This window comes from Nonomuraea sp. NEAU-A123 (genome assembly GCF_018603905.1).
GTDB lineage: Bacteria > Actinomycetota > Actinomycetes > Streptosporangiales > Streptosporangiaceae > Nonomuraea.
The window spans coordinates 600,384-625,122 of sequence record NZ_JAHFZZ010000006.1 but is presented as its reverse complement, the minus strand read 5'-3'; the positions used below and the strand labels follow the sequence as shown (position 1 = coordinate 625,122).

Genomic DNA, 24,739 nt, shown 5'->3' with positions numbered 1-24,739 from the left:
GGGTGCCGTGGCTCCATATTTTCACCACTAACTTTATTTCTAAAGAAAGTCGCTCTCATCACATGGCAGGTACTGATCGCGGTGATCTCACCAGGACGGCGATCCTCGCGCTGCTCGGCACCGTCGGGCCGCTGAGCCGCACCGAGATAGCGCGCGAGCTGGATCTGAGCCCGGCGAGCGTCACGCAGCTCACGCGCGAGCTCATGGGCTACGGCATGCTCGAGGAGCTCGACCTCAAGCCGTCGCGCGGCGGGCGGCCCGCCCAGCGGCTCGGGCTGGTGGGCAGCGCGGGCCGGGCGCTCGGCGTGAAGGTGACGGCCGACCATCTGGTGCTGGTCGACGTACGGCTCGACGGCGAGGTGCTCGGAGCCTGGGAGTGCGCGTTCGACCCGTCGTCCCCCGAGGCGCTGGACCGGCTGGCCGACGCCGTCGAGTCGGTGGTCTCGGGCACCGGGCACGGGCTGACGGCCCGTACGTCCACCTCGACCGGTGACGGGCAGGTGCCGCCGCTGCTCGGGATCGGGGTCGGGGTGCCCGGCAGCGTGGAGGACCAGGCGGTCGGCACGGTCAACGCGCCCACCCTGGGGTGGCAGGCCATGCCGGTGGGCGAGCGGCTGCGGCGGCGGCTCAAGCTGCCCGTGCTGGTGGAGAACGACGTCAACGCCTTGGCGGCGGCCGAGCGGCTGTACGGCAGGGGGCGGACCCATCGGGACTTCCTGGTGCTGACCATCGGGCGCGGCGTCGGCGCGGCGATCGTGGCCGACGGGCGGGTGTACCGGGGCGCCAGGGGCGGGGCCGGGGAGTTCGGGCACGTGCCCGTCGATCCGGCGGGGCCGGTGTGCGGGTGCGGGGCGCGCGGGTGCCTGGAGGCGTACGTCGGCTCGGCGGGCCTGCTGGCGGCGATGCGTGCCAGGTCCGGGACGGCGAGCGAGCAGGTGGCGCGGGAGGTGTTCGCCGAGGCCGGGGCCGTGCTCGGGCGGGCTGCTGCCGGGCTGATCAACGTGGTCGATCCCGAGGTCGTGGTGGTGCTCGGCGAGGGTACGGCCGACTGGCCGCTCTGGCAGGCGGGATTCGATCCGGCCGTCAGGGCGCAGCTGTACCCGGGACGGCGGGACATCTCGATCGAGGTGGAGAGCTGGGACGACACCAGCTGGGCCCAGGGCGCGGCGGCCCTCGTGCTGGCCACCCCCTTCGACGCCGCCGGGGCCGCCGGGGAGCAGGGCCGCCTGGTGCGCGCCCGCCTGATCGGGGCGACGCCATGACCGCCCGCCGCAACAGCAGCAAGGGAGCGAGCGCATGACCCTCACCGCCGTCCGGCCCAAGGCCGGAGGCACGCGCGAGCGGCGGGCGCCGCGGCGACGATGGCGGTACGCCGGGACCGTGGCCGTGTTCCTGCTGCCCAGCCTGATCCCGCTGACCCTGTACACGCTGATCCCGATGGTCGCCTCGTTCTGGACGAGCCTCCACGAATGGGACCTCATCACCGAGATGCGCTGGGTCGGCCTCGGCAACTACCTCGAACTGCTCGGCGACGCCGGGACCAGGGCCGCGTTCCTGCACACGCTGTACTTCATCGCCGGTTACCTGCCGCTCGTCTACCTGGGCGGCCTCGGGCTGGCGCTGCTGCTGAACCGGGCGATGCCGGGGCGCGGGCTGCTGCGCGGCGTCTACTTCCTGCCCGTCATCACCAGCTGGGTCGTCGTGGCGCTGATGTGGAAGTGGCTGCTCAACCCGGCCAGCGGGGTGGTCAACTGGGCGCTGGGGCTGTTCGGCGTCAGCGGGCCCGGCTGGTGGACCGATCCCGACTGGGCCATGCCGTCGATCATCTTCGCCTCGGCCTGGAAGGACCTGGGCTTCGTGATGATCATCCTGCTGGCGGGGCTGCAGGCCATCCCGAAGGAGTTCCAGGAGGCCGCCATGGTCGACGGGGCGACGGCCTTCCGCCGGTTCCGGCACATCACGCTGCCGCTGCTGTCGCCGTCGTCGTTCTTCGTGGTGGTGATCTCGCTGATCAACGGCTTCCAGGTCTTCGACCAGGTGAAGATCATGACGGGTGGCGGGCCGGGCGGCGCGACGCAGGTCGTCGTGTCGCAGATCTACGACCTCACCTTCAGGTACGGCCGGGCGGGCGCGGCCTCGGCGCTGTCGTGGCTGCTGTTCGCCCTGGTACTGCTCGTGACGATCGTGCAGATCCGGGGGCAGAAGCGGTGGGTGACCTATGGGTAAGGCGATCCGCTACCTGCTGGTGGGCCTCGGCGCGGTGGTCATGCTGTTCCCGTTCGCCTGGGCGGTGATCACGTCGATCACGCCGAGCGACGCGGTGCTGGCCGTGCCGCCGGACTTCACGCCGGACGACGCGAGCCTCGACGCGTACGGCAAGCTGCTCGACACGCTGCCCTTCTGGCGGATCGTGGCGAACAGCGCCTGGATCGGGGCGGCCTCCACCACGCTGCAGCTCGTCACCAGCGCGATGGCCGCCTACGCGTTCGCCAGGCTGCCGTTCCCGGGCCGGGGGGCGCTGTTCTCCGTCTACCTGGCGACGCTGATGATGCCGCTGCCTGTGCTGGTCGTGCCGCTGTTCATCGAGATGCGCACGTTCAACCTGGTCGACACGTACTTCGCGCTGCTGGCGCCGACCATCGCGTCGGCGTTCGGGGTGTTCCTGCTGCGGCAGGCCATCAACCAGGTGCCGAGGGAGTTCGACGAGGCGGCCGTGCTGGACGGAGCCGGACATTTCCGCATTTTTCTGTACGTGGTGCTGCCGCTGATCAGGCCAGCGCTGGCGACGTTCGCCATCTTCGGCTTCATGGCCAGCTGGAACAGCTACCTCTGGCCGCTGATCATCATCAAGTCGCCCGAGTTCATGACGCTGCCGCTGGGCCTGGCCACGCTGCACGGCCAGTTCACCACCGAGTGGGACGTGGTCATGGCGGGCTCGGTGATCAGCGTGGTGCCGATCCTCATCCTGTACGTCTTCGCACAGAAGCACGTCATCGCCAGCGTCGCGCAGAGCGGGCTTAAGTAAAGGAACCCCCCATGTCACAAAGAATCAGGGTCGCCGCTTCCCTGGCGGCCGCCGCGCTGCTCGCCACCGCCTGCTCCCAGGGCTCGGCGACGAAGGCCCCGTCCGGCGAGGGCGGCAAGGTGACGCTGCGGTACTTCACCTTCTCGGCCGCACCCGACCACGTGAAGGACCTGGACAAGATCGAGAAAGCCTTCGAGAAGGAGAACCCGAAGATCGACGTGGTCGTGGAGACCGCGCCCTTCGACGAGTACTTCACCAAGCTCCAGACCAGCATCGCGGGCGGCACCGCGCCCGACACCTTCGAGCTCAACTACGAGAACTTCGTCACCTACGCCAGCGCGGGCTCGCTGCTCGACCTCGACACGGTGAAGGGTGACGGCGACCCGTCGGTGTACGCCAAGGAGTCGCTCGACGCCTTCCAGCGCGACGGCAAGCAGTACGCGCTGCCCGCGTCGTTCTCCACGGTCGTGCTCTTCTACAACAAGGACCTGTTCGACAAGGCCGGAGTGGCCCCGCCGACGGCCGACTGGACCTGGGCCGACGAGCAGGCCGCCGCCGCGAAGCTGACCGACAAGAAGAAGGGCGTCTTCGGCGACTTCCAGCCGGTGCAGTTCTTCGAGTTCTACAAGACGCTCAAGCAGGCGGGCGGCGAGTTCCTGTCGGCCGACGGCAAGAAGTCGGCCTTCAACGGCCCGGCGGGGGTCAAGGCGGCGCAGTGGCTGGTCTCCAAGGTGGGCAAGACGATGCCGACCGAGGCGGAGATCGGCGGCACCGCCGACTACGACACGAACCTCTTCAAGTCCGGCAAGCTCGCCATGTGGCACAACGGCATCTGGCAGTTCGCCGGGCTGAAGGACGCCGCCTTCACCTGGGATGTGGTCGTCGAGCCCGGTGACGCCGCCAAGGCCAGCGCCGTCTTCCACAACGCCGTCGCCGCCTCCTCAGGCACCAAGCACGGCAAGGAGGCGTGGGCCTGGGCCCGGTTCCTGTCGTCGTCGAACACCGCGGCGACCACCCGCGTCGAGTCGTCCTGGGAGCTGCCGCCGGTCGCCGACCAGGCGGTGCTGTCCGGCTACCTCAAGGACCCCAAGCCCGCCAACCGCCAGGCGGTGTTCGACTCGCTGAAGTCGATCGCGCTGCCGCCGGTCATCAAGCGCCAGCAGGAGATGCAGGACGCCGTGACCAAGCAGCTGACCGAGGCCGCCGCCGGGCGCAAGCCGGTGGAGGAGGCGCTCAAGACCGCCGCCGCCGATGTCGACGCCCTGCTGTCTTAGGAGAGTTCGTTGTCCCTCGTGTCGCACAGCCTCGACATGATCCAGAGGCTCCAGTCCCCTACCGGCGCCTATCCGGCGTCGCCCACCTTCTCCGCCTACCGCGGCTACTCGTGGCTGCGTGACGGGGCGTTCATCGCCGAGGGGGTGAGCAGGCACGGCGACGCCGCCGGTGCGGACGCCTTCCACGCCTGGTGCGCCCGGGTGATCGGCGACCGGGCGGGGCAGGTCGACTCGCTCGTCTCGCGGGCAGGGCGCGGTGAGCCGGTCTCGCCCGCCGAGATGCTGCCGACCCGGTTCACGCTCGACGGCGTGGACGGGGACGTCGACTGGTGGGACTTCCAGCTCGACGGATACGGCACGTGGCTGTGGGCGCTGCGGGAGCACTCCTTCCGGCAGGGCCGGGCGGTCCCGGGGGTGGAGAAGGGGGTGCGGACGGCGGCCCGGTATCTCACCTCGTTCTGGGACATGCCGTGTTACGACTGGTGGGAGGAGCACGTCGAGCAGCGGCACGTGGCGACGCTGGGGGCGGTGCACGCGGGGTTGCGGGCCGCCATCGCGCTGGGTGTGCTGAGCGGGCCGGAGTCGGCGGCGGCCGGACAGGCGGTGGAAGGCATCGCCGCCCTCGTGGCCGCCGAGGGTCTGTTCGGCGGGCGTTTCACGAAGTGGCTGGGCAGTGACGCCGTGGACGCCAGCCTGCTCGCGTGCGTCGAGCCGTTCGGGCTCTACGCGGCCGATCATCCGGTCGGCGCGGCGACGGTGGCCGAGGTGGAGCGGCAACTCGCCGTGGACGGCGGGGTGTACCGGTACCTGGCCGACACCTTCTACGGCGGCGGGCGGTGGGTGCTGCTGGCCGGGTTCCTCGGCTGGAACCACGCGCGGGCCGGGCGGCACGAGGAGGCCCTGCGGTACCTGGACTGGATGGCGGCCCAGGCGACCGCCGAGGGTGACCTGCCCGAGCAGGTGTCCGACCGGCTGCTGGCGCCCGAGCGGCTCCAGGAGTGGCTGGACCGGTGGGGCACCGTGGCCACGCCGCTGCTGTGGTCGCACGGGATGTATCTGATTCTCGCCGACGAGCTGGGGGTGCGGGCATGATCCGGCATCGGCCGTACGGGTCCGGGCATCCGTACGCCACGACCGAGGACCAGCGCGTACCGGCCTGGCCGATGGACGGCGAGGCGGTGAAGCTGCGGGTGCGGGCTTCGGCGAAGGTCGTCTCGGTGGTGTGCGAGTGGACCGCCGACGGGGAGGCGCCCGTCGAACTGCCGCTCACCAGGTCGGGTGCCGCACCGGACCCGGATGCCGCGGAACCGGCGGCGGACCCGGACGCGGCGGAAACAGCGGCGGAGGCGGAGGCGGCGGAGACCGTTGACGGCGGGCATCTGGCCGCGGCGCAGGCCAGGGCCGCGCGGGCCGCCGCCGGGTCGTGGGTGGCGCGCTCGCCCGTGCTGCGCGCCGGGCCGCAGTACGCCTACCGGTTCCGGGCCGTGATGGACGGCGGTGCGAGTCGTACCAGCAGGTGGTTCGAGGTGACGGCGGCGGCGTGGGGCCGGACGGGCGGGAAGCTCGTCGTGCGCGGTGCCGACCGGGTGGTGCCGGGGAGCGTGCGGTGGCTGGTCGGCGGTGACGGCGCGCGGCGGGTGCGGTTCGAGCTGGCGCTGGCCGAGGGTGAGCACGTGGTGGGGTTCGGCGAGCGGTTCGACGCGGTGGACCAGCGCGGGCGGCGGCTGGACGCGGTGGTGTTCGAGCAGTACAAGGCGCAGGGGGCGCACGGCAGGACATACCTGCCGATGCCGTTCGCGCTCGTGGTCGGCGGGGCGGCGAGCTGGGGGTTCCACGTCGAGACGTCCCGGCGGACCTGGTACGACGTCGGCGCGTCCCGGCCGGACCGGCTGGTCGTGGAGGCGGAGGTGGGGCCGGACGGCGAGCCCGCGGTGCGGCTGTACGACGGCGAGAGCCCGGCCGGCGTGCTGCGGGACTTCCTGGAGGAGGTGGGGCGGCCGACGGAGCTGCCCTCGTGGGTGTTCCGGCTGTGGGCCAGCGGCAACGAGTGGAACACGCAGGACCGTGTGATGGCCGAGATGGACCGGCACCGCGAGCACGACATCCCGGTCGGCGCGCTGGTCATCGAGGCGTGGAGCGACGAGACGACGTTCACCGCGTTTCGGGGTGCCGAGTACGAGCCGTCGGAGGAGCCGCATCGGCTGGCGGACTACGCCTTCCCGCCGGACGGGCCGTGGCCGGACCCCAAGGGCATGGTGGACGAGCTGCACCAGCGGGACGTCAAGGTGCTGCTCTGGCAGATCCCGTTGCAGAAGATGCGCCCGCACCCACGGCATCAGGCCGCCGTGGACGCCCGGCAACTCGTCGAGAACGGCTACGGGGTCAGAGAGGCCGACGGCCGGCCGTACCGGAACCGGGGCTGGTGGTTCCCGCTGGCGCTCATGCCCGACCTGTCGTCGCCCGAGGTCCGCGACTGGTGGACGGCCAAGCGGGCCTACCTGGTGGACGAGGTGGGCGTGGACGGGTTCAAGACCGACGGCGGCGAGCACGCGTGGGGCCACGACCTGCGCTACGCCGACGGACGCAGGGGCGACGACGGCAACGGCCTCTTCCCCGTGCACTACGCGCGGGCCTTCGGCGAGCTGCTGGAGCGCTACGGCAAGGCGCCCGTGACGTTCAGCAGGGCCGGGTTCGCCGGGTCGCAGCCGCACGGCGCGTTCTGGGCCGGGGACGAGGACTCGACCTGGGAGGCGTTCCGGTCGTCCATCAGGGCCGGGATCACCGCCTCGGCCTGCGGGATCGTCTACTGGGGCTGGGACCTGGCCGGGTTCTCCGGGGACCTGCCCGATGCCGAGCTCTACCTGCGGGCGGCCGGGGCGTCGGCGTTCATGCCGATCATGCAGTACCACTCGGAGTTCAACCACCACCGCGTGCCCGTCAGGGACCGCACCCCGTGGAACGTGGCCGAGCAGACCGGCGACGACCGGGTGCTGCCGGTCTTCCGGCGACTGGCCAAGGTACGCGAGCGGCTCGTGCCGTACCTGGCGGGGCAGGCCGGCCAGGCGGTCGGCGGCGGGGCGCCGCTGATGCGCGGGCTGTTCTTCGACCACCCGGACGACCCGCGCGTCTGGGACCGTCCGCTGCAGTACAAGCTGGGCGACGCGCTGCTGGTGGCCCCGGTGACGACGCCCGGCGTCGCCGAACTGCCGGTCTACCTGCCGCGGGGCGAGTGGGTCGACGTCTGGACCGGCCACACCCATCACGGCGGGCGCGAGGTCACGCTGCCCGCGCCGCTCGACCGTCCGCCGGTCCTCTGTACGGCGGAGCACTGGCCACACCTCTCCCCCGTGTTCACGACCTGATACCTCGAACTTCACCCTGTAACTTCCCCGGCACCGCCGATCATTGGCAGCCCGGTGCCAACAGCACCTTCACCAGCCCCGCCTCGGGAACGGGAGGCACTGCCACAGGGGCCTTCTGACCGCCGGATCCGGCGCGTCCATCGAGGTCGCGGTGTTAGCCTCGAAGACGTGCTCGGATCCGGGACCACACTCAACGATCGCTACACGCTGGTCAGCCGCGTGGGCGGCGGTGGCATGGGCGAGGTGTGGCGGGCCTCCGACACGGTGCTCGGCCGGACCGTGGCGGTCAAGGTGCTGATTCCCGCGCTGACCGAGGATCCGAAATTCGCCCAGCGGTTCCAGAACGAGGCCAGGGCGATGGCCACGCTGCACCATCCCGGCGTGGTCGACGTCTACGACTACGGCGCCAGCGAGGTCGACGGGCGCCGGGTGAGCTTCCTGGTGATGCAGTTCGTCGAGGGCGAGTCGCTCGACCGCGTGCTGCGCCGTGAGGCGCTCGACCCGGCGACCACCATGCGGCTGGTCGCCGAGGTCGGCGACGCGCTGGCCGCCGCCCACGCGCAGGGCATCGTGCACCGCGACGTCAAACCGGCCAACCTGATGATCCGTCCTGACGGCAGCGTCGCGCTCACCGACTTCGGCATCGCCCACTCGGTCTCCGCGGTCCAGTTAACGGCCACGGGCGCCATGCTCTGCTCGGCCGGCTACTGCGCCCCCGAGATGGCCACGGCCAGTGACGTCACCCCGGCCGTCGACGTCTACGCGCTCGGCGTGGTCGCCTACCGGTGCCTGACCGGGCACCTGCCGTTCGATGGCGACACCCCTGTCCAGATCATCTACAAGCACCTGCACGCCCCTGTCCCGGCCCTGCCCGACGACGTGCCGCCGGGGCCGCGCCAGATCGTGACGAGGGCGCTGGAGAAGACGCCAGAACGGCGCTGGCCGACGGCCGCGCTGATGGCCGAGGCGGCGAGGAGGGCCTTCGACGCGCCTGACTCGCTGGCCTCGCTGGACTCAGTGGACCCACCGGACCTGCCGCCCACGCCGTCCTTGCCGGATTTTCCGGATTTGCCGCCCAGCCCACGCGGCCGCCGCGCGCTGACCGCCGCGCTGGCCGTGGCCGTCGCGCTCCTGGTGAGCGTGCTGGTCGCCGGGTCGGTGTGGATCCGCAGTAACCAGGCGGCCGAGCAGAGCGGCAGCGTCCTGCCCCCCGTCACGACCGCCTCGAGCACCCGCCCGGCCTCCGCCACGCCGAGCAAGAAGCCGCTGGCGCCTCCGTCGAAGTACTCCCCCACCGCGCGGCCGATCGTCTCCTACACACCGACCGCCACCGCGACGGCCACCCCCCGCCCGACCGTGACCAAACCGACGGCCACCCCGACCTCCGACGACCCCAAGCCGACCGACAAGCCCACCACCACGCCCAAACCGACGGAGCCCACGGTCGAGCCCTCGGTCAGCGAGCAGCCGAGCGACATCCAGTGCATCAAGGAGCCCTGCCCCAGCTAGCCGTCTGGCCGCCTCGTCCGGACAGGTGGTCATCCGGCCATGAGAAGGTAATCGGGTGGATACGACTCGCGATCTGCTCGTAGCGCTGGCCCGTCGCTACGCCTTCGCCGACCTCGGGGCGCTGGCCCCGTCCGAGGAGATCGCCGGCGTGTGCGAGTTCGGTCAGCGGCTGCTCTCACTGGACGCCGAGGACTTCGCGGCCGAGGCGAAGCCCGTGCCCGCGGAGCTGCGGCGGCGGGCACGAGCCTGCCACATGCCGCAGACCGCGCGTGAGCAGCCACGCGGTGCCCTGGAGTCGTTGCGGCCCGCCTACGGGCTGCTGCTGGAGGTCATCGCCATCCGCTGGCACCGCCGCGAGCTGAGCTCGATGATCGCCGCCGTCCACATCGCCAGCGAATACCTGCCGCTGCTGGCCTACGAACCCCACCTCGGCCATGCGGGCGACCCCGCGCGCTGGCCCGCGGGGCTGAGTGCGCCGGGCAGCAGGTTCGGCGTGATCGGCGACCGCGAGTGCGACCACACCAAGTCCGAGCAGTCGGCCACCAACCGGACCCTGCGGGTGGCGAGCGAACCACCCGAGGGCTGGCGCGCGTACTTCGACCGGCAGCACAGTCAGGTGGCGGGCGCGTTGGCCGTCTGCATCGCCACCTGCCGCAACCCCTGCACGGCGATGGACTGGATCGAGCCGGAGGAGCGCGCCGACCTGCACGTGCGGGCCCGCACCGCGCTGGCGTTCGCGGAGACCCCGCTCGTACGCCTGCGGCACGCGGCGCCCGTCGGCCACGGCTTCGGCGTGCCCTCGCCGGAAGAGGTGCTCGACGCCTGGGAGCGCAGCCGGTTCGCGCTCGACAAGAACGAGATCGGCTCGGCCGCGCTGAAGGACGACGGGTTTCCGCTGCCCGGCCTGCCCGCGCTGTTCTCGGCCGTCGCCCGCGCCCCGATCGCGCCCGCCACACTGCTGGCCGGCGTCAGCGAGCACGTCGCCGGCCTGCTGCTCCGCTGACACCCTGGAAGCCTCCAGGCTGCCCCCGGCGCCTACCTCGCTTAGAAAGGCGGGGTGGGCGTCGCCCACCGCGGGGGCGCAGGCGACGCCCGTTCTATCGCCCGGCGGTGACCCGCTCCACCTGACGGCGGCCCGCTTCATCACCCGGCGGTTGCCCGCTCGGCTGCCTGACGGTGACCCCCTTACCGTCTGGCGGTGACTCGCTCTACCTTCTGGCGGTGGCCTGCTCGCCCAGCGTGCCGATGCCGTACAACAGCCCGCCCACCAGGTCGCCGACGCTGAACGCGGTGGCCATGGACATCGCGGTCATCCGGCACGTGCTGTCGGGCAGCCTGCGCCGGGCGCTCTCGCCGGTCACGATCTCCAGCGCCCGTCCGGCCACGTCCACGAAGATCACCACCGCCTTGTCGGCCTCGTCACCGAGCGCGGCGTGCAGCCGCTCGGCGAAGTGCCGCCGACCGCCGACCGGCGCGCCGAGGAAGGCACCGAAACGCAGGCCGCTGCGCCGCTCCGCGAGGGCGAGCGCCTGCCTGATGTCGTCGGCCTGGGCCGAGGTCAATCCACGCATCGTCATCACCACCCCGCCGAGGCGCCGCCGACGCGCCTGCCGGGCTCGGCCGTCGCCGCCATCGCGACCCAGTCGGACTCGGGCACCGGCGCCCACCGCGCGACCTGATCGGCGAGCACCAGGCCCGACGTGCTCACGCCGTGCTCGCTGCCGGACGGACCGCCCAGCCACACCGGGCCCGTCTCCGTCCTGCGCGTCGAACCCCGCCCGGGCACCATCACCACCAGGCTGATCAGCACGAACAGACCGAGCGAAACCCCCAAGAGAAAAGCCAGAATCTCCAGCGCGCTGTTCACACCACGAACGTAATCCCGGTTCGGCTGTCCGGCCAGACCCGGTCGTGAGAGAGTCTGACTCAAGATCCCCCAGACGAGGTCAACTTAACTGTGGATGCGATCGGAAGGTATCCCGTCGAGCGCGTTCTCGGCTCGGGCGCGTTCGCGTCGGTGTGGCTCGGCCGCGATGACCGGCTCGACTCCTATGTGGCGATCAAGGTGCTGGCCGACAACTGGTCAGCCGAACCGGCCGTGCGCGAACGGTTCGTCAAGGAGGCCCGGCTGCTGCGCCAGGCCGACTCGCCGCGCATCGTACAGGTGTACGACATCGGCGAACTCCCGGACAGCCGTCCATACTTCGTCATGACTTATGCCGACATGGGGTCTTTGGCGGGGCGTGTCCTCGACGGCCCGCTGCCGGTGCCCGAGGCGCTCCGCATCCTCGGCGAGATCGCCGAGGGCGTGGCGGTGCTGCACCGGCTCGGCATCGTGCACCGCGACCTCAAGCCGTCGAACGTGCTGTTCCGCGCGCTTCCGGGAGGTGGCGAGCGCCTCATGGTGGCCGACCTCGGGGTCGCCCGATCGCTGGCCGACGCCACCAGCCACACCATCGCGGCGGGCTCGCCCGGGTACATGGCGCCGGAACAGATGCGCCTGGACGGCGCACCGGACGAGCGAGCCGACGTGCACGGGCTGGGCGCCATGGCCTACCACCTGCTCACCGGCCAACTGCCCGCCTCGGGCCCGGTACGCCTGGCACCGCACCGGCTGCGGCCGGAGGTGCCGGTACGGGTGGGGGCGGCCGTCATGAAGGCCATCGACCCGGACCCGGACCACCGCTGGCAAAGCATCGCCACCTTCGCCACCGCCCTTTTGGCCCCTGCCGACGGCCCCCCAGAGCCGGACTCCGAGCGGCGACCGATGGCCGCAGACGTCGACCCCACGAACGACACGGCCACGGTTCACAGGAGCGACCGCGCCGGTGCGGGCGCAGCGGTAGACGATGACGCGGACGCGGGTGTCAGCGCGGGCCCCGGCGCAAGCGCGCAAGCTGGCCCAGGGCCAGGCCCAGACACGGGCGAGGGCGAGGATGTAGGAGCGGGAGTTGGCGCCGACGCAGGTGCGAGGGCGAGAGCGGAGGCAGGGGCGGTTGTTGCCCCAGATGCGGGCGCTGTAGTGAACGCGGGTGCGGATCCGGGCGCGGGTGCGGATCCGGGCGCGGGGCGGGGCAAGGGGGTGGTGGCCGGGGTGGGAGCTGTGGCTCTTGCCTTGGCTATGGTCGTCGCGGTGCTCACGCTGCGTCCCGTTGACCAGCCGTACACTCCGCTCGGCTCACCGTCCGGGACGGTACGGCCGTCCGGGACGGCGGCTCCGCAAGCGGGGTTGCGGGGCGATGCCGACATCCCCCAGAAGTACCGGGGCCTGATCATCCAGGCGGGCACCTGGTGCGGCGACGTCGAGGGGCTGTCGCCGGCGCTGGTCGCCGGGGTGCTCAAGATGGCCGGCGACTTCGACCCCGACCTGAGCGACCCCACCGCCGACGAGTACGGCATCGCCAGGTGGACCCCCAGGGTCCTCCAGTACTGGCAGCCCAACGGCATCAACGACCCGATGCCCAAGCAGCCCTTCTCCCCCGAGCTGTCCATCCCCGCGATGGGCCGCTTCTTCTGCGGGCTCGGCCCCCAGGTCGCCAATGTGCCCGCGGATCCGGCCGCCAAGCTGGCCGCCCTCTTCGTCTCCGGCGTGGTGCCGGTGCGGCGGGAGCAGGGCGTACCGGCCAAGTGGAAGGCCCACGTGCAGCAGGTCCTGAAATATCGGGACCAGTATCAGTCCTGACGGAAGACGCACACCGTACAGGCAAGCCGCAGGTTGTCACGGCAGCAGTCGCAGGTCCGCGTCCGTGACCAGGTCGAACCGGAGTGCCAGGTTGATCAGCGCGGCCCGCTGCCAGTCGGCCTTGCCGCCCTCGTCCGGCCGCTTGACCCTGAGCTTGGTCCCGGCCAGGTAGTCGATGTGGAAGTTCACTCCGCTTCTGGTCAGCTCGTGTCCCGCCAGCCGCTCGATCAGTTGCGGCACCGTCGGGACGACCGTGCTCGACGGGTCGTGCAGCCGCGCCTCACAGAGCGCGACCAGGATGAGGAAGTACTTGGCCGTCCGGTCGAGCGGGAAGACGCCTCTCGTCGTCGTGCCCGTGCCGGGGACCGCCGCCGACGTGCCGTACACGTGCTCGGGCGCGAACACCAGGAAGCCGGTCGTGCCGTGCTCGGCCGGCAGGATCACCCGCGAGAACTCGAACGGCACCGGCATCCCCATCCGCAGCGGCGGCACCTTGACGAACTCGCCGCCGCCCTCCGGGTTCTCGACCACATAGGTGCGTTCGGCGCTGAGGTTGCTGATGAGCCAGTAGTCCTCGACCGCCTGGATCCGTCCCGCCAGCCGCGACACGGCCCGGTCGGCCACCACGATGTCGACCGGGACATCGTCGGCGCCGCGACCGAACGTGGCGGTCTCGCCTGGCTTGAGGTCGGCCGCCACGGCCGTGTCGGTCTGGATGAGTACGGTACGCATGCGGATGGTTGTACGCCTTTGCCCGCTGTCCCACCAGCTATAAGGTTCCAGGGGCTACCAGACGGGCGGTCGCCGGTCGCCCCAGAAGGCGCCTCTGGCCGACTCGACCTGGGCCGACAGCGAGATCAGCGTGCCTTCGCCGCCCAGGCGGCCCGCCAGCATGACGCCGATCGGCAGCCCGTCGGCGGTCCAGTGCAGGGGCAGGTTCACGGCGGGCTGGCCGCTGACGTTGTAGATCGCGGGGAAGGCGGCGAACCGCTTCATCCGCTCGAACGTCTCCTCCACGTCGTCCACGTCCTCGAACCAGCCCACCGGCCGCGGCGGCATGGTGACGGTCGGCGTGAGCACCGCGTCGTAGGCGTTGGTCACCGCGAGCCCCGCCCGAGTGGCCAGTTGCAGCGCGCCCTGGGCCTGCAGGAACGCCGGGGCGGAGGTGGCGAAGCCACGCTCACGCAACCACCTGGTGAGCGGCCGGAGCAGCTCGACCTGGTCGTCGGCCACGGGGTGCATACAGGCGAAGGCGAACCACATGACGGTGAACTCCGGCACGGTCTCGGCCCCGAACGGCGGATCGATCTCGACGACCTCGTGGCCGAGCGCGGCCAGCGTCGCGGCGGCGGCCTCGTAGGCGGCGAGCACCTCCGGAGCGACGTCGGCGCCGGGCACGACGGGCCGGGCGTAGCGGGCGATGCGCAGCCGTCCCGGCTCGCGCGTGGCGCACTCCAGGAACGTGCCCTCGTGCGGCGGCGCCAGGTAGAGATCGCCGGGGCTGTTGTGCGCCATGACGTCGAGCAGCGCCGCGGCGTCGGCGACGGTGCGGGCGAGGGGACCGTTCGTCGACAGGCCGGCCAGGTCGGGGATGATCGGCGCGAAGCTGATCCGGCCGCGGGTGGGCTTGATGCCGAACAGCCCGCACACCGACGCCGGGATGCGGATCGAACCGGCCCCGTCGCTGCCCTGCGCGGCCGGCGCCAGTCCGGCGGCCACGGCCGCGGCGGCGCCGCCGCTCGACCCGCCCGCGGAGGTGCTCAGGTCCCACGGCGAGCGGGCGGGCGGCGAGAGGTAGGTCTCGGTGTAGCAGGGCAGCCCGAACTCCGGCGTCGCGGTCTTCCCCAGCATCACCGTGCCCGCGTCACGCAGGCGCTCGACCACCGTGTCGTCCACGGGTGCGACGAATCCCCGGTATGTCGAGGACCCGAACATGATCGGGACGTCCTTCACCAGGTTAAGATCCTTTATGGGGATCGGCACTCCGGCGAGCGGTCCGTCTGGCAGCTTCTTCGTCAGGCGACGCGCCTGTTCGAGTGCTCTCTCTGCGGTCACGGTCACATACGCGCCCACTCGCGGATCGATTCGCTCGATCCGATCGAGGTAGTGCTGTGTGAGTTCGACCGGCGAAATCTCCTGGTCACGGATGGCTTGCGCCTGCTCGAGCGCCGAAAGCTCGTGAAGTTCTCGCACGCTACCGCACACTAGGCATCTCTAGAGAAGAACGTAATAGATACCCGGAAAACGGGCGTAGAACACGGTGAGCTGGGCCATAAAACTATGGACAAGGCAACACTAGGAAACGACAAGACCCTCGGGCTACGGTGAGTTACGTGGACTCCGATCATCAGCGAGAAGACGGTCACACCTCGTCACCCATCTGGGTGAGTGACCGACCCGAAGGCGAGCCGGCCCCCGCCAAGCACTCGGCGCCCACGTCAACCTACGCGCCTATCGAGCGCGCGTCCCTGGGCAGCCTGCTCCAGCAACCGCGTGTCCGCCGTGTGCGCAATCGCGCGCTGCTGGCGATCCCGGTCGGCGTGGTCGTGGGCTTCCTCGTGGGCGACTGGCGGGTAGGCGTGACCGCGGGCGTGATCGCGGCCATCCTCGACACCGTCTACCGAGCGCGGTCCAAATCGACCGTGCCGGCCTGGCGGCGTGCCTCCATCGCGGAGCGCCGTACCGAGGCCCAGCTGCGCAAGCTCGAACGGAACGGCTACCGTACGCTGCACGCCAGGGCGATCCCGGACAGCGAGGCCCAGATCGACCACCTCGTGGTGGGCCCGACAGGCGTGTACGCGGTCGACTCCGAGAAGTGGGACAAGCGGCTGCCCGTACGCGTCCAGATGGGCAAGAAGCTCTTCCACGGGCCGTTCGACATGAAGCCGCGCCTCACCGAGGCCAAGTGGGAGGCGTCGCGGGCCAGCGAGCTGATCAGCGAGGCCTACGGCAAGGAGATCTCGGTCGTGCCCTCGCTGGCCATCTACGGGCCACCGGTGCCGTGGAAGATCATGACGATCCGAGGTGTGGACGTCTATGAGGGCGGCCGTGCCCGCAAGTGGATCACCAAGCGGGAGCGGGCGCTGACCAAAGCCGAGATCGACCGCCTGCACGAGATCGCGGCCCAGGTCCTGCCCGCGAGATACGGCGAGGACTGAGCCGCAAAGCCAGGTCCGGCTGCGGGCCTGGGACGTGAGCGGCGACCGCGTGGACGAGCCGACCGGTGTCGAGGACGGCAAGGGCCGGTTCGTGGCCAGGTAGACCGAGCTGGCCCCCCGTACGTGTTCCGAGCGATGGACAACTGTCTCAGTAACCGGGCGATGGTCGTACCATGTGAGGACTCGTAACGATGGGAGAAGTCCAATGCCCGCCCTCAGGTCACGTACGGTCACCCACGGCAGGAACATGGTCGGTGCCCGGGCCCTGCTCCGGGCGACCGGCGTAGCCGGGAGCGATTTCGGCAAACCCATCATCGCCGTGGCCAACAGCTTCACGCAGTTCGTCCCCGGCCATGTTCACCTGCGCGACGTCGGCGACGTGGTGTCCGCCGCGATCCGTGAGGCGGGGGCGATCCCGCGTGAGTTCAACACGATCGCGGTCGACGACGGCATCGCGATGGGCCACGGCGGCATGCTCTACTCGCTGCCGTCGCGCGAGCTGATCGCCGACGCCGTCGAGTACATGGTCCAGGCCCACTGCGCCGACGCGATGATCTGCGTCTCCAACTGCGACAAGATCACACCGGGCATGCTGCTGGCCGCCTTCCGGCTGAACATCCCGACGGTCTTCGTCTCCGGCGGGCCCATGGAGGCCGGCAAGACACCCGGCCGCAAGCTCGACCTGGTCGACCCGATGGTCGCCGCCGCCGACAGCAGCGTCTCCGATGAGGATCTGCTGGAGATGGAGGAGAACGCCTGCCCGACCTGCGGGTCGTGCTCGGGCATGTTCACCGCCAACTCCATGAACTGCCTGGCCGAGGCGATGGGCCTCGCGCTGCCGGGCAACGGCACGATCCTGGCCACGCACAAGGACCGCAAGAAGCTGTTCGAGGACGCCGGGCGCCAGCTCGTGGAGATCACCCGCCGTTACTATGAAGAGGACGACGAGTCGGTGCTGCCGCGCTCGATCGCCACCAGCGAGGCGTTCGAGAACGCGATGACGCTGGACGTGGCCATGGGCGGCTCCACCAACACGATCCTGCACATCCTGGCCGCGGCCCGTGAGGCCGAGGTCGACTTCGGGCTCAAGGAGATCAACGAGATCTCCCTGCGCGTGCCGTGCCTGTGCAAGGTGGCTCCGGCGACGAACAAATACCACGTCGAGGACGTGCACCGCGCGGGCGGCATCCCGGCCATCCTGGGCGAGCTCGACCGCGCCGGGCTGCTCCACCGCGACGTGCCGACGGTCAACGGCGGCACGCTCGGCGAGACGATCGCCGCCTGGGACCCCCAGTCGCCCACGGTGCGGCCCGAGGCCCTCGAGCTGTGGCACGCGGCGCCGGGCAACGTCCGCACGGTCAAGCCTTACTCCCAGGACAACCGCTGGGACTCCCTCGACCTCGACCGGGCCGATGGCTGCATCCGCGACCTGGCGCACGCCTACAGCGCGGACGGCGGGCTCGCGGTCCTCTACGGCAACATCTCGCGTGACGGCGCCGTGGTGAAGACGGCCGGGGTCGACGAGTCGATCTGGAAGTTCAGCGGGCCGGCGGTGGTGTTCGAGTCGCAGGAGCAGGCGGTCGAGGGCATCCTGGGCGACCAGGTGAAGGAGGGCGACGTGGTCGTCATCCGCTACGAGGGGCCGAAGGGCGGGCCCGGCATGCAGGAGATGCTCTACCCGACGTCGTTCCTCAAGGGCAGGGGTCTGGGCAAGGCCTGCGCGCTGGTCACCGACGGCCGCTTCTCCGGCGGCACGTCCGGGCTGTCGATCGGGCACGCCTCTCCGGAGGCGGCTGAGGGCGGCATGATCGCGCTGGTCGAGGACGGCGACACGATCGAGATCGACATCCCCAACCGGTCGTTGGAGCTGCGCGTCCCCGAGGCCGAGCTGGCGGCCCGCCGCGAGCGCCTCCTCGCCGACCTGGGCGGCTACCGTCCCCGCGACCGCAACCGCCCCGTCAGCGTGGCCCTCCAGGCATACGCGGCCATGACCACGTCGGCTTCTACCGGCGCGTCTCGCGACCTCACCCAGCTGTCTAAATAGCTATTTTTTCTAGAGAGCTTATTTTTTACGGCTAAGCACGGTGGGCCCCACCCACCGTGCGGGGCTGGGGTCTGTCCAGGGGCACGCTCCTCCGGTTCCCCGGCTGGGCGCCGTGACGTGCGTCTTCTTGGCCATGGCTTCCGTGTGGTCGTGCCGGTCGTGATGGCGGGCGATTTCCTGGTCATGGCTTCCGTATTGGCCGTGGTGGCGGGCGGCTTTTCACCCTTATCCGGGCGATACAGGGTGCTTACCAAGCGTACAGGCTTTCGAAAACTGTCGGTGGTCGTCTCTATTGTGGGGGTATGGCTACAGGCGTGAACTCTCACACTCGCCCGCTGACCACCGCCGAGATCGCTGCCCTCGCCCTGTCCCTCGCTCATCTGGGGTCCGGTCCGCAGGCCGTCACCGCCAGGCGCGGTCTGCAACACGTGTTCGAGCATCTGGAGCTCGACGACGACGTCATCGCCACCACGCTCACGACGCTCACCGAACCGTTGCCCGTGGACATCGCGTCGCGGGCCAGGCTCATGGCGGATGCCATCACCAGCCGCCTGATGGTTCGCCTGCACTATCGGGATGCCTCCGGACATGTCACGACTCGGGATGTGGAGCCCGTGACGTGTCTGGTGCACCGCGAATACTGGTATCTCGTCGGGGTCTGCCGGATGCGGCGGGCCATCCGGGCGTTCCGGTTCGATCGGATTCTCGCGGTCGAGCCGACGCTGACTCCGTCCCGGCCGCACCTGGCCGACCGGTTCCTGCCGTTCCAGCGGCGCAAGCGGGCTCGCGCCGCGTAAGAAGCTCCCCGCCGGGAAACTGGGCGGGTCTTGACCCGCCGCGCCCCAGCCGTTGGCGCGGCGGGTGGCAGGCTCCCGCTCATGCTTCTTCGAGGGATCCTGCTGGCCCTGGTGGCCGGGGTGTCCGGCTGCGCCAATGGCGGCGCGGCCGCCGCTCCTCGCGCGGTGACGGTCGCCCCTGAGCGGCTGCCCGAGGGTGGGGCGTCGGGCGCCGCCGCCATGCGGGTGGGCAACGCCGCCCAACTGCCGAAGACCGCCCGGCAGGCGCTCGACCAGGCGCTGGATCACTACCTACAGGGGCGGCCGGGCCGGACGGCGGTCTCGGTGCAGGACCTGACCACCGGCGTCCGATACGCCTTCCACGAGGAACGGTCGTTCATGCTGGCCAGCGTGGCCAAGGTGGACATCCTGCTGGCGCTGCTGCTGCGGGCGCAGCGCGAGCACCGGCAGTTGGACGCCCACGAGCGCGCGCTGGCCGACCGCATGATCCGCTTCAGCGACAACGAGTGCGCGCACGATCTCTACGTGGCGATCGGCGGCCAGGCCGGCCTGACCAGAACCCTGCACCGGCTCGGCGTGCGCGACACGCGTCCCGGCACCGGACGGTTCTGGGGCTCGACGCGCAGCAACCCATCAGATCAGGTGAAGGTGCTCGGCGTGCTCACCGACCCGGACGGCCCGGTCTCGGCCGCCAACCGCCGCTACGCGCTCGGCCTGATGTCGTCCGTGACCCCGAACCAGGCTTGGGGCGTCAGCGCCGCGGGCGGCCAGGTGGCCCTGAAGAACGGCTGGCTGCCCGCCGAGGCGCACGGCGGCCTGTGGACGATCAACAGCGTGGGCCGCCTTCTCGTAGCGGACCACGAACTCCTGATCGCCGTGCTGTCGGAACGGAGTCCGGACATGCCCACGGGTATCGCGACAGTCGAACGCGTGGCCGGCCTGGCGGTCAAGCGATTCACCGGTGCACGTGCGCACGTCACGGCGCTCGGCCGGTGAACCGGAGGAGCGTGCCCCTGGAGAGACCCCAGCCCCGTGCGGCGGGTGGGGCTCACCGGGCCTGCCGTAAATAAGAGCCTCTAACCACCAACTGCGCGCGGGCTGCGCCGATTGACTACAGCAACCCCCGCCTGACTAACCCCGCGCCTAACTACAGCACCCCCCACCACAGCAACCACCCGAGCGCGGGGCGGCGGCGCCGCCGGTCATCGCGACCGTGGAGAGCAACCTGACGGTGTCGTCGTGCCCCTCGGGGCACGCGGCCGCCTCGTCGGAGGCGGACATCGGACGGGTCACCTCGAAGGTCGACCCGCAGGCACGGCAGCGAAAGTCATAGCGCGGCATGCCCAAAGACTACGCCAAAGCTCCGAAGCTCACCTGGGCGTAGTCGGAGACGGGTTCGTAGCCGATCGACCGGTAGACGGCGTTGCTCGTCGGGTTGGCCAAGTCGGTGAAGAGCACCACCTGCTCGCAGCGCGTCTCCAGCGCGACCTGGCTGGCGAACGCGGTGACCGCGGCACCGTACCCACGCCTGCGACGTGTCGGCGGCGTGTACACCGGCCCGATGCGGCAGACCCCGCCCGCGGCGGGCGACAGGGCGGCCAGCGACACCGGGGCCCCGTCCGCCTCCCACAGGAAGAGCTGCCGACCGGCCAGCCGGTGCTGGACCTGCTGCGCGGGATCCCGGCCGATGCCCAGCCCCACCTCGTCGCCGAACGCCAGGAACCAGGCGACCAGCAGGGGAAAGTCGGCGACGTCCGCCAGACGGCCGTGGCCCGCCGTGTCGGGGATGGTCAGGGTGCCGAGGCGATAAAGGCGCTCCGACAGCACGGAGCCGGGTTCGCCGAGCGCCTTGGCGAGCGCTTCGGTCAGCTCCAGCGGGCCCATGACCTCGGGTATCTCGCCCTTCAAGGCGCTGACCAGCGGCGCGATGGACTCGACCGGCATGCGGGCCAGCCCGACCGGATGCGGCGGGGTGCGGAACGCCGCCCCGCGGACTTCCCCGTCGCTGGTCCACCAGCCGAAGTAGGCGTCGTCGGCCGGCATTCCGGCGCGGATGTTCGCCAGCACGGTCAGCGGCACCGTGTTGCCCACGGGGTCGGCGAGCAGGAACGCCTCGACGACGGCCGCGTACTCCTCGACGTCGGTGGTGAAGGTCCACATGTCCTGGATCCTGCCAGGAGCCGCGAAGCAGGACAAAGACATTTCAGGCCCGGATCCGAGGGATCCGGGCCCGAAGGTCAGGCAGCCGCTTCCAGGTAGGGCGCCCATTGGGGATCGCCGACGAGTGAAGCGCCGATGAGCCGCCAGTGAGCGCCCCGTGGCACCGCCGGGGCGACGCGTAGCGTCCACCCCAGCTCCTCCAGGAACTTGTCGGCCTTCCGGTGGTTGCACGGCGTGCACGAGGCGACGCAGTTCTCCCAGGTGTGGGGGCCGCCCCTGGACCGGGGGACGACGTGGTCGATGGTCTCGGCCCGCAGGCCGCAGTAGGCGCAGCGGTAGTCGTCGCGCCGCATGAGCGCGGCCCTGGTCAGGGGGATGCGAGACCGGTAGGGAATACGGACGTATCTGCGGAGCCGGATCACCGAGGGGACGTCCAGCGTGCAGGTCGCGGAGCGCAGGACCGCGCCCCGGCCGTCACGATGGACGATGTCGGCCTTGTCCCGCAGCACGAGCACGATGGCGCGATGCAGCGAGAGAGTGGTGAGTGGCTCGTAAGTGGCGTTGAGCAGCAGGACTTGGCGCGTCATCGGGCCGCTCCCTGCTGCATGGGTATCAAGGGGGACATGCCGTGGCATGTCCCGGCTGTCGGCCCCTCCTGGGGCACTGGTGCTTCCGTCACGTGGACCTCCGCCGGACGGTCCAGCGGATGGTCACCACGGCACCGTCCTATCACCAAGTCTGACGTTTACCGCATGGTCCCCGCCACCCCATAACCCCCAGCCGGAATGACCAGAGAGACGCACGGTACGTTTTATGCCCACTTCACCAGGGCTTTACGCACGCTGCATGGCAGTAGGGTTCGGGCATGACGCGAGAGCCCTACCCCACAGCACGCCGCGCGGAAAGCGACGAGATTTTGCACAAAACTCCCGTCGCGGACCCCTATCGCTGGCTTGAGGATCCCGACAGTCCGGAGACACAGGGATGGCTGCTCGCGCAGGCCGACCTGTTCAAGCGGCAGAGTGAGCCGCAGCGGTTCAGGGACCGCATCGCCGAGTTGCTCAGGTCGGGTTCCGTGGGGGTGCCCGCGTGGCGCGGCACGCGTCACTTCTTCAGCCGCCGCACGCCGGACCAGGAGCACGCGGTCTACTACGTCGCCGAGGACGACGGAGCCGGCGGCACGGAGCGGGCGCTGATCGACCCCATGGCGCTCGACCCGTCGGGCCTGACCACGCTCGACGCCGTACAACCCGACAAGGAGGGCCGCCTGCTCGCCTACCAGATCTCGGTGGGCGGCAACGAGGAGTCGGTTCTCTACCTCATGGACGTGGCCACCGGTGCCCGGGTGGAGGGCCCGATCGACCGGTGCCGCTACTCCCCCATCGCCTGGCTGCCCGGCGGCGAGGCGTTCTACTACGTGCGCCGGTTGCCGAGCACGGAGCTGCCGGAGGGCGAGTCGCAGTTCCACCGCCGCGTCTACCTGCACCGCGTCGGCACGTCCACCGAAGACGATGTGATGATCTTCGGTGAAGGCATGAAGATGACCAACTACTACGGCGTCTCGGTCTCGCGTGACGGCCGCTGGCTGCAGATCTCCGCCAGCGAGGGCACGGCGCCACGCAACGACCTGTGGGTGGCCGACCTGACCGCGTCCGCGCCCGACCGGCCCGATCTCCAGGTCGTACAGGAGGGCGTGGATGCCCAGACGGGGCTCTCGTTCGGCCGCGACGGCAGGCTGTACGTCCACACCGACCGCGACGCGCCGCGCGCCCGGATCTGCGTCACCGACCCGGCGACGCCCGGTGTCGAGGCCTGGCGCGACCTGATCCCCGAGGACGCCGAGGCGGTGCTGTCCGACTTCGCGATCCTCGACGACCTCGACCGCCCGGTCATGCTGGTGGGCTGGACCCGCCACGCGATCAGCGAGATCACGGTGCACGACCTGGCCACCGGCGAACGGATCGGCGAAGTGCCCGCGCCCGGCCTCGGCTCGATCGGCGGCATCGCCGAACGTCCGGAAGGCGGCTACGAGGCGTGGTTCGGCTACACCGACAACACCACGCCGCCGACCATCCAGCGCTATGACGCCAGGACCGGCGAGACCACGCTCTGGGCCGCCTCACCGGGCGCGGTGGACGTGCCATCGGTGCGCACGTCCCAGGTCGTCTACCGGTCGAAGGACGGCACCGACGTCCGCATGCTGGTCATCTCGCCGGTCGACGGCGACGGGCCGCGTCCGACCATCCTGTACGGCTACGGCGGCTTCGGGCTGTCGATGACCCCCGGCTACTCCGCGTCGGTGCTCGCCTGGGTGGAGGCGGGCGGCGTCTACGTGATCGCCAATCTGCGCGGCGGCGGCGAGGAGGGCGAGGACTGGCACCGCGCCGGCATGCTCGGCAACAAGCAGAACGTCTTCGACGACTTCCACGCCGCGGCCGAGCACCTCATCGCGACCGGAGTGACGACAGCCCGGCAACTGGCGATCTCCGGCGGCTCCAACGGCGGGCTGCTGGTGGGCGCGGCGCTGACGCAGCGTCCCGAGCTGTACGCGGCCGTCGCCTGCTCCGCTCCGCTGCTCGACATGATCCGTTACGAGCAGTTCGGGCTGGGGGCGACCTGGAACGTCGAGTACGGCTCCGCCGCCGATCCCGAGGGGTTCGGCTGGTTGCTGGGATACTCGCCGTATCACCATGTTCGCGAGGGTGTGGCGTACCCCGCGACGCTGTTCACGGTCTTCCAGTCGGACACGCGGGTGCATCCGCTGCACGCGTGGAAGATGTGCGCGGCGCTCCAGCACGCGTCCACGGGTGAGGGGCCGATCGTGCTGCGCAACGAGACCGAGGTGGGCCATGGCGCCCGTTCGATCAGCCGGTCGGTCGAGCTGTCGGCTGACACGCTGACGTTCCTGGCCAGGCATACCGGCCTATAGTCGGAAATATGAGCATGCTGGGGCTGGCCATGGTGGAGGCCGTCCCCAGCTCTGCTCTGCGGCCGTACGTGACGCGGCTGACCGCGTACCGGGAGCACTACGTCTCGCCGTTGACGCGGTCCGAGGCGGCGATGCCGGGTGCGGTGCTGATCCTCGGGTTCGGCGCGGCGATGGGGGTGGGCGGGGCGCGCGTCACGTCGTTCACCGGCGGGCTCAGTGACCGCTTCACCGTGACCCGCACGCTCGGCCCGGCCGAGGGCGTGCAGGTGTTCCTCACTCCGTTCGGGGCGCGGCGGCTGTACGGAATGCCGATGCGGGAGCTGACGAACCTCGTGGTCCCGATCGAGGACCTGCTCGGCGGCTGGGCCCGCACGGCCGTCGAGCGGCTGGGCGGGACGGCGTCCTGGCCCGAGCGGCTGGCCCTGACCGACCGGCTGCTGACGGAGCGCATCCTGGCCGGGCCGGAGATCGGCCCGGAGGTTCCGTGGGCGTGGGCGCGGCTCCTCTCCTCGGGCGGCCGCGTGGGGCCGTCGTGGCTGGCCTCGTCGCTCGGCTGGAGCCACCGCCATCTCGTCGCCCGCTTCCACGACCAGGTCGGCCTCACGCCGAAGACGGCCGCCCGGGTGATCCGCTTCCAGTCCGCGCTGCGCCTGCTCCGCTCCGGCCGGGCGATCGCCGGCGTCGCCGCCGACTGCGGCTTCTACGATCAGGCGCACATGAACCGCGAGTTCAGGGCGCTGGGCGACACGACGCCCGGTCAGATTCGTCCAAGACCCGCGGCTGTCCCCGTCTGATACTG

Annotated in this window: 23 protein-coding genes; 16 read left to right on the top strand and 7 right to left on the bottom strand. The window is 70.8% G+C overall.

What is annotated here, in order from left to right; genetic code table 11:
- Positions 1-62: 62 nt before the first annotated feature.
- The 8 genes from KLK06_RS21995 (at position 63) to KLK06_RS21960 (ending at position 10,173) form a co-directional block, all read left to right on the top strand.
- Positions 63-1,262: an ROK family transcriptional regulator gene (locus tag KLK06_RS21995; RefSeq protein WP_214637406.1), complete on the top strand. Its 1,200-nt coding sequence runs from the start codon at positions 63-65 to the stop codon at positions 1,260-1,262.
- Positions 1,263-1,296: 34 nt separating this feature from the next.
- Complete coding sequence (locus KLK06_RS21990) at positions 1,297-2,226, top strand: carbohydrate ABC transporter permease (RefSeq protein WP_214637405.1); 930 nt, start codon at positions 1,297-1,299, stop codon at positions 2,224-2,226.
- On the top strand, positions 2,219-3,025 hold the full coding sequence (locus KLK06_RS21985) for a carbohydrate ABC transporter permease (protein WP_214637404.1): 807 nt from the start codon (positions 2,219-2,221) through the stop codon (positions 3,023-3,025). Before KLK06_RS21990 ends, KLK06_RS21985 begins: the two co-directional genes overlap by 8 nt.
- 11 nt (positions 3,026-3,036) lie before the next feature.
- Positions 3,037-4,299, top strand: a complete 1,263-nt coding sequence (locus KLK06_RS21980; protein ID WP_214637403.1) for a sugar ABC transporter substrate-binding protein — start codon at positions 3,037-3,039, stop codon at positions 4,297-4,299.
- Between the two features lie 18 nt (positions 4,300-4,317).
- Positions 4,318-5,391: a glycoside hydrolase family 15 protein gene (locus KLK06_RS21975; RefSeq protein WP_308168391.1), complete on the top strand. Its 1,074-nt coding sequence runs from the start codon at positions 4,318-4,320 to the stop codon at positions 5,389-5,391.
- The gene (locus KLK06_RS21970) at positions 5,388-7,661 is read left to right on the top strand and encodes a TIM-barrel domain-containing protein (protein WP_214637401.1); all 2,274 of its coding nucleotides are present in this window, start codon (positions 5,388-5,390) and stop codon (positions 7,659-7,661) included. The genes KLK06_RS21975 and KLK06_RS21970 overlap by 4 nt, the downstream gene beginning before the upstream one ends.
- Positions 7,662-7,829: 168 nt before the next feature.
- A complete protein-coding gene (locus KLK06_RS21965) occupies positions 7,830-9,170 on the top strand; it encodes a serine/threonine-protein kinase (protein WP_214637400.1) in 1,341 nt (446 codons plus the stop codon).
- Positions 9,171-9,225: 55 nt separating this feature from the next.
- A complete protein-coding gene (locus tag KLK06_RS21960) occupies positions 9,226-10,173 on the top strand; it encodes a hypothetical protein (protein ID WP_214637399.1) in 948 nt (315 codons plus the stop codon).
- 205 nt (positions 10,174-10,378) lie between these two features.
- On the opposite strand, the gene KLK06_RS21955 is transcribed toward KLK06_RS21960, so the two are convergent.
- Together KLK06_RS21955 and KLK06_RS21950 are read right to left on the bottom strand one after the other, a co-directional pair.
- Positions 10,379-10,741 (bottom strand): DUF5130 family protein, encoded by a 363-nt coding sequence (locus tag KLK06_RS21955; RefSeq protein ID WP_214637398.1) that lies wholly within the window; start codon positions 10,739-10,741, stop codon positions 10,379-10,381.
- A gap of 5 nt (positions 10,742-10,746) precedes the next feature.
- Positions 10,747-11,037 (bottom strand): hypothetical protein, encoded by a 291-nt coding sequence (locus tag KLK06_RS21950; protein WP_214637397.1) that lies wholly within the window; start codon positions 11,035-11,037, stop codon positions 10,747-10,749.
- A 90-nt stretch (positions 11,038-11,127) separates the two neighbouring features.
- Here KLK06_RS21950 and KLK06_RS21945 point away from each other — a divergent pair, with 90 nt between their 5' ends.
- Positions 11,128-12,852 carry a serine/threonine-protein kinase gene (locus KLK06_RS21945; RefSeq protein ID WP_214637395.1) on the top strand — a complete coding sequence of 575 codons (1,725 nt, stop codon included), beginning with the start codon at positions 11,128-11,130 and terminating at the stop codon, positions 12,850-12,852.
- Between the two features lie 36 nt (positions 12,853-12,888).
- On the opposite strand, the gene KLK06_RS21940 is transcribed toward KLK06_RS21945, so the two are convergent.
- Together KLK06_RS21940 and KLK06_RS21935 are read right to left on the bottom strand one after the other, a co-directional pair.
- Positions 12,889-13,584 (bottom strand): FHA domain-containing protein, encoded by a 696-nt coding sequence (locus KLK06_RS21940; protein ID WP_214637394.1) that lies wholly within the window; start codon positions 13,582-13,584, stop codon positions 12,889-12,891.
- 54 nt (positions 13,585-13,638) lie between these two features.
- Positions 13,639-15,045 (bottom strand): amidase, encoded by a 1,407-nt coding sequence (locus KLK06_RS21935; protein WP_214637392.1) that lies wholly within the window; start codon positions 15,043-15,045, stop codon positions 13,639-13,641.
- 191 nt (positions 15,046-15,236) lie between these two features.
- Between KLK06_RS21935 and KLK06_RS60030 the strand changes: the two genes are divergently transcribed.
- The 5 genes from KLK06_RS60030 to KLK06_RS21910 all read left to right on the top strand — a co-directional run bounded on the left by KLK06_RS60030 (position 15,237) and on the right by KLK06_RS21910 (position 19,847).
- On the top strand, positions 15,237-16,010 hold the full coding sequence (locus tag KLK06_RS60030) for a nuclease-related domain-containing protein (RefSeq protein ID WP_308168384.1): 774 nt from the start codon (positions 15,237-15,239) through the stop codon (positions 16,008-16,010).
- Between the two features lie 205 nt (positions 16,011-16,215).
- Positions 16,216-18,054, top strand: a complete 1,839-nt coding sequence (ilvD, locus tag KLK06_RS21925; RefSeq protein WP_214637388.1) for a dihydroxy-acid dehydratase — start codon at positions 16,216-16,218, stop codon at positions 18,052-18,054.
- Between the two features lie 117 nt (positions 18,055-18,171).
- Positions 18,172-18,372: a hypothetical protein gene (locus tag KLK06_RS21920; protein WP_214637491.1), complete on the top strand. Its 201-nt coding sequence runs from the start codon at positions 18,172-18,174 to the stop codon at positions 18,370-18,372.
- Complete coding sequence (locus KLK06_RS21915; protein ID WP_308168383.1) at positions 18,369-18,851, top strand: WYL domain-containing protein; 483 nt, start codon at positions 18,369-18,371, stop codon at positions 18,849-18,851. Before KLK06_RS21920 ends, KLK06_RS21915 begins: the two co-directional genes overlap by 4 nt.
- Positions 18,852-18,932: 81 nt before the next feature.
- Positions 18,933-19,847: a serine hydrolase gene (locus KLK06_RS21910; RefSeq protein WP_214637384.1), complete on the top strand. Its 915-nt coding sequence runs from the start codon at positions 18,933-18,935 to the stop codon at positions 19,845-19,847.
- A gap of 147 nt (positions 19,848-19,994) precedes the next feature.
- Here the strand turns inward: KLK06_RS21910 and KLK06_RS21905 are convergent, their stop codons facing one another.
- From KLK06_RS21905 to KLK06_RS21895, 3 genes are all read right to left on the bottom strand, one after another.
- Positions 19,995-20,192, bottom strand: coding sequence for a zinc ribbon domain-containing protein (locus tag KLK06_RS21905; RefSeq protein WP_214637382.1), 198 nt, complete (start codon positions 20,190-20,192; stop codon positions 19,995-19,997).
- Positions 20,193-20,201: 9 nt separating this feature from the next.
- Positions 20,202-21,011, bottom strand: a complete 810-nt coding sequence (locus KLK06_RS21900; RefSeq protein WP_214637381.1) for a GNAT family N-acetyltransferase — start codon at positions 21,009-21,011, stop codon at positions 20,202-20,204.
- 77 nt (positions 21,012-21,088) lie between these two features.
- Positions 21,089-21,598, bottom strand: a complete 510-nt coding sequence (locus KLK06_RS21895) for an HNH endonuclease (RefSeq protein WP_214637380.1) — start codon at positions 21,596-21,598, stop codon at positions 21,089-21,091.
- Positions 21,599-21,876: 278 nt separating this feature from the next.
- On the opposite strand from KLK06_RS21895, the gene KLK06_RS21890 reads away from it, so the two are divergent.
- Together KLK06_RS21890 and KLK06_RS21885 are read left to right on the top strand one after the other, a co-directional pair.
- Positions 21,877-23,940, top strand: coding sequence for a prolyl oligopeptidase family protein (locus tag KLK06_RS21890; protein WP_214637379.1), 2,064 nt, complete (start codon positions 21,877-21,879; stop codon positions 23,938-23,940).
- An 8-nt stretch (positions 23,941-23,948) separates the two neighbouring features.
- Positions 23,949-24,734: an AraC family transcriptional regulator gene (locus KLK06_RS21885; RefSeq protein WP_214637378.1), complete on the top strand. Its 786-nt coding sequence runs from the start codon at positions 23,949-23,951 to the stop codon at positions 24,732-24,734.
- The last annotated feature ends 5 nt before the right edge of the window (positions 24,735-24,739 follow it).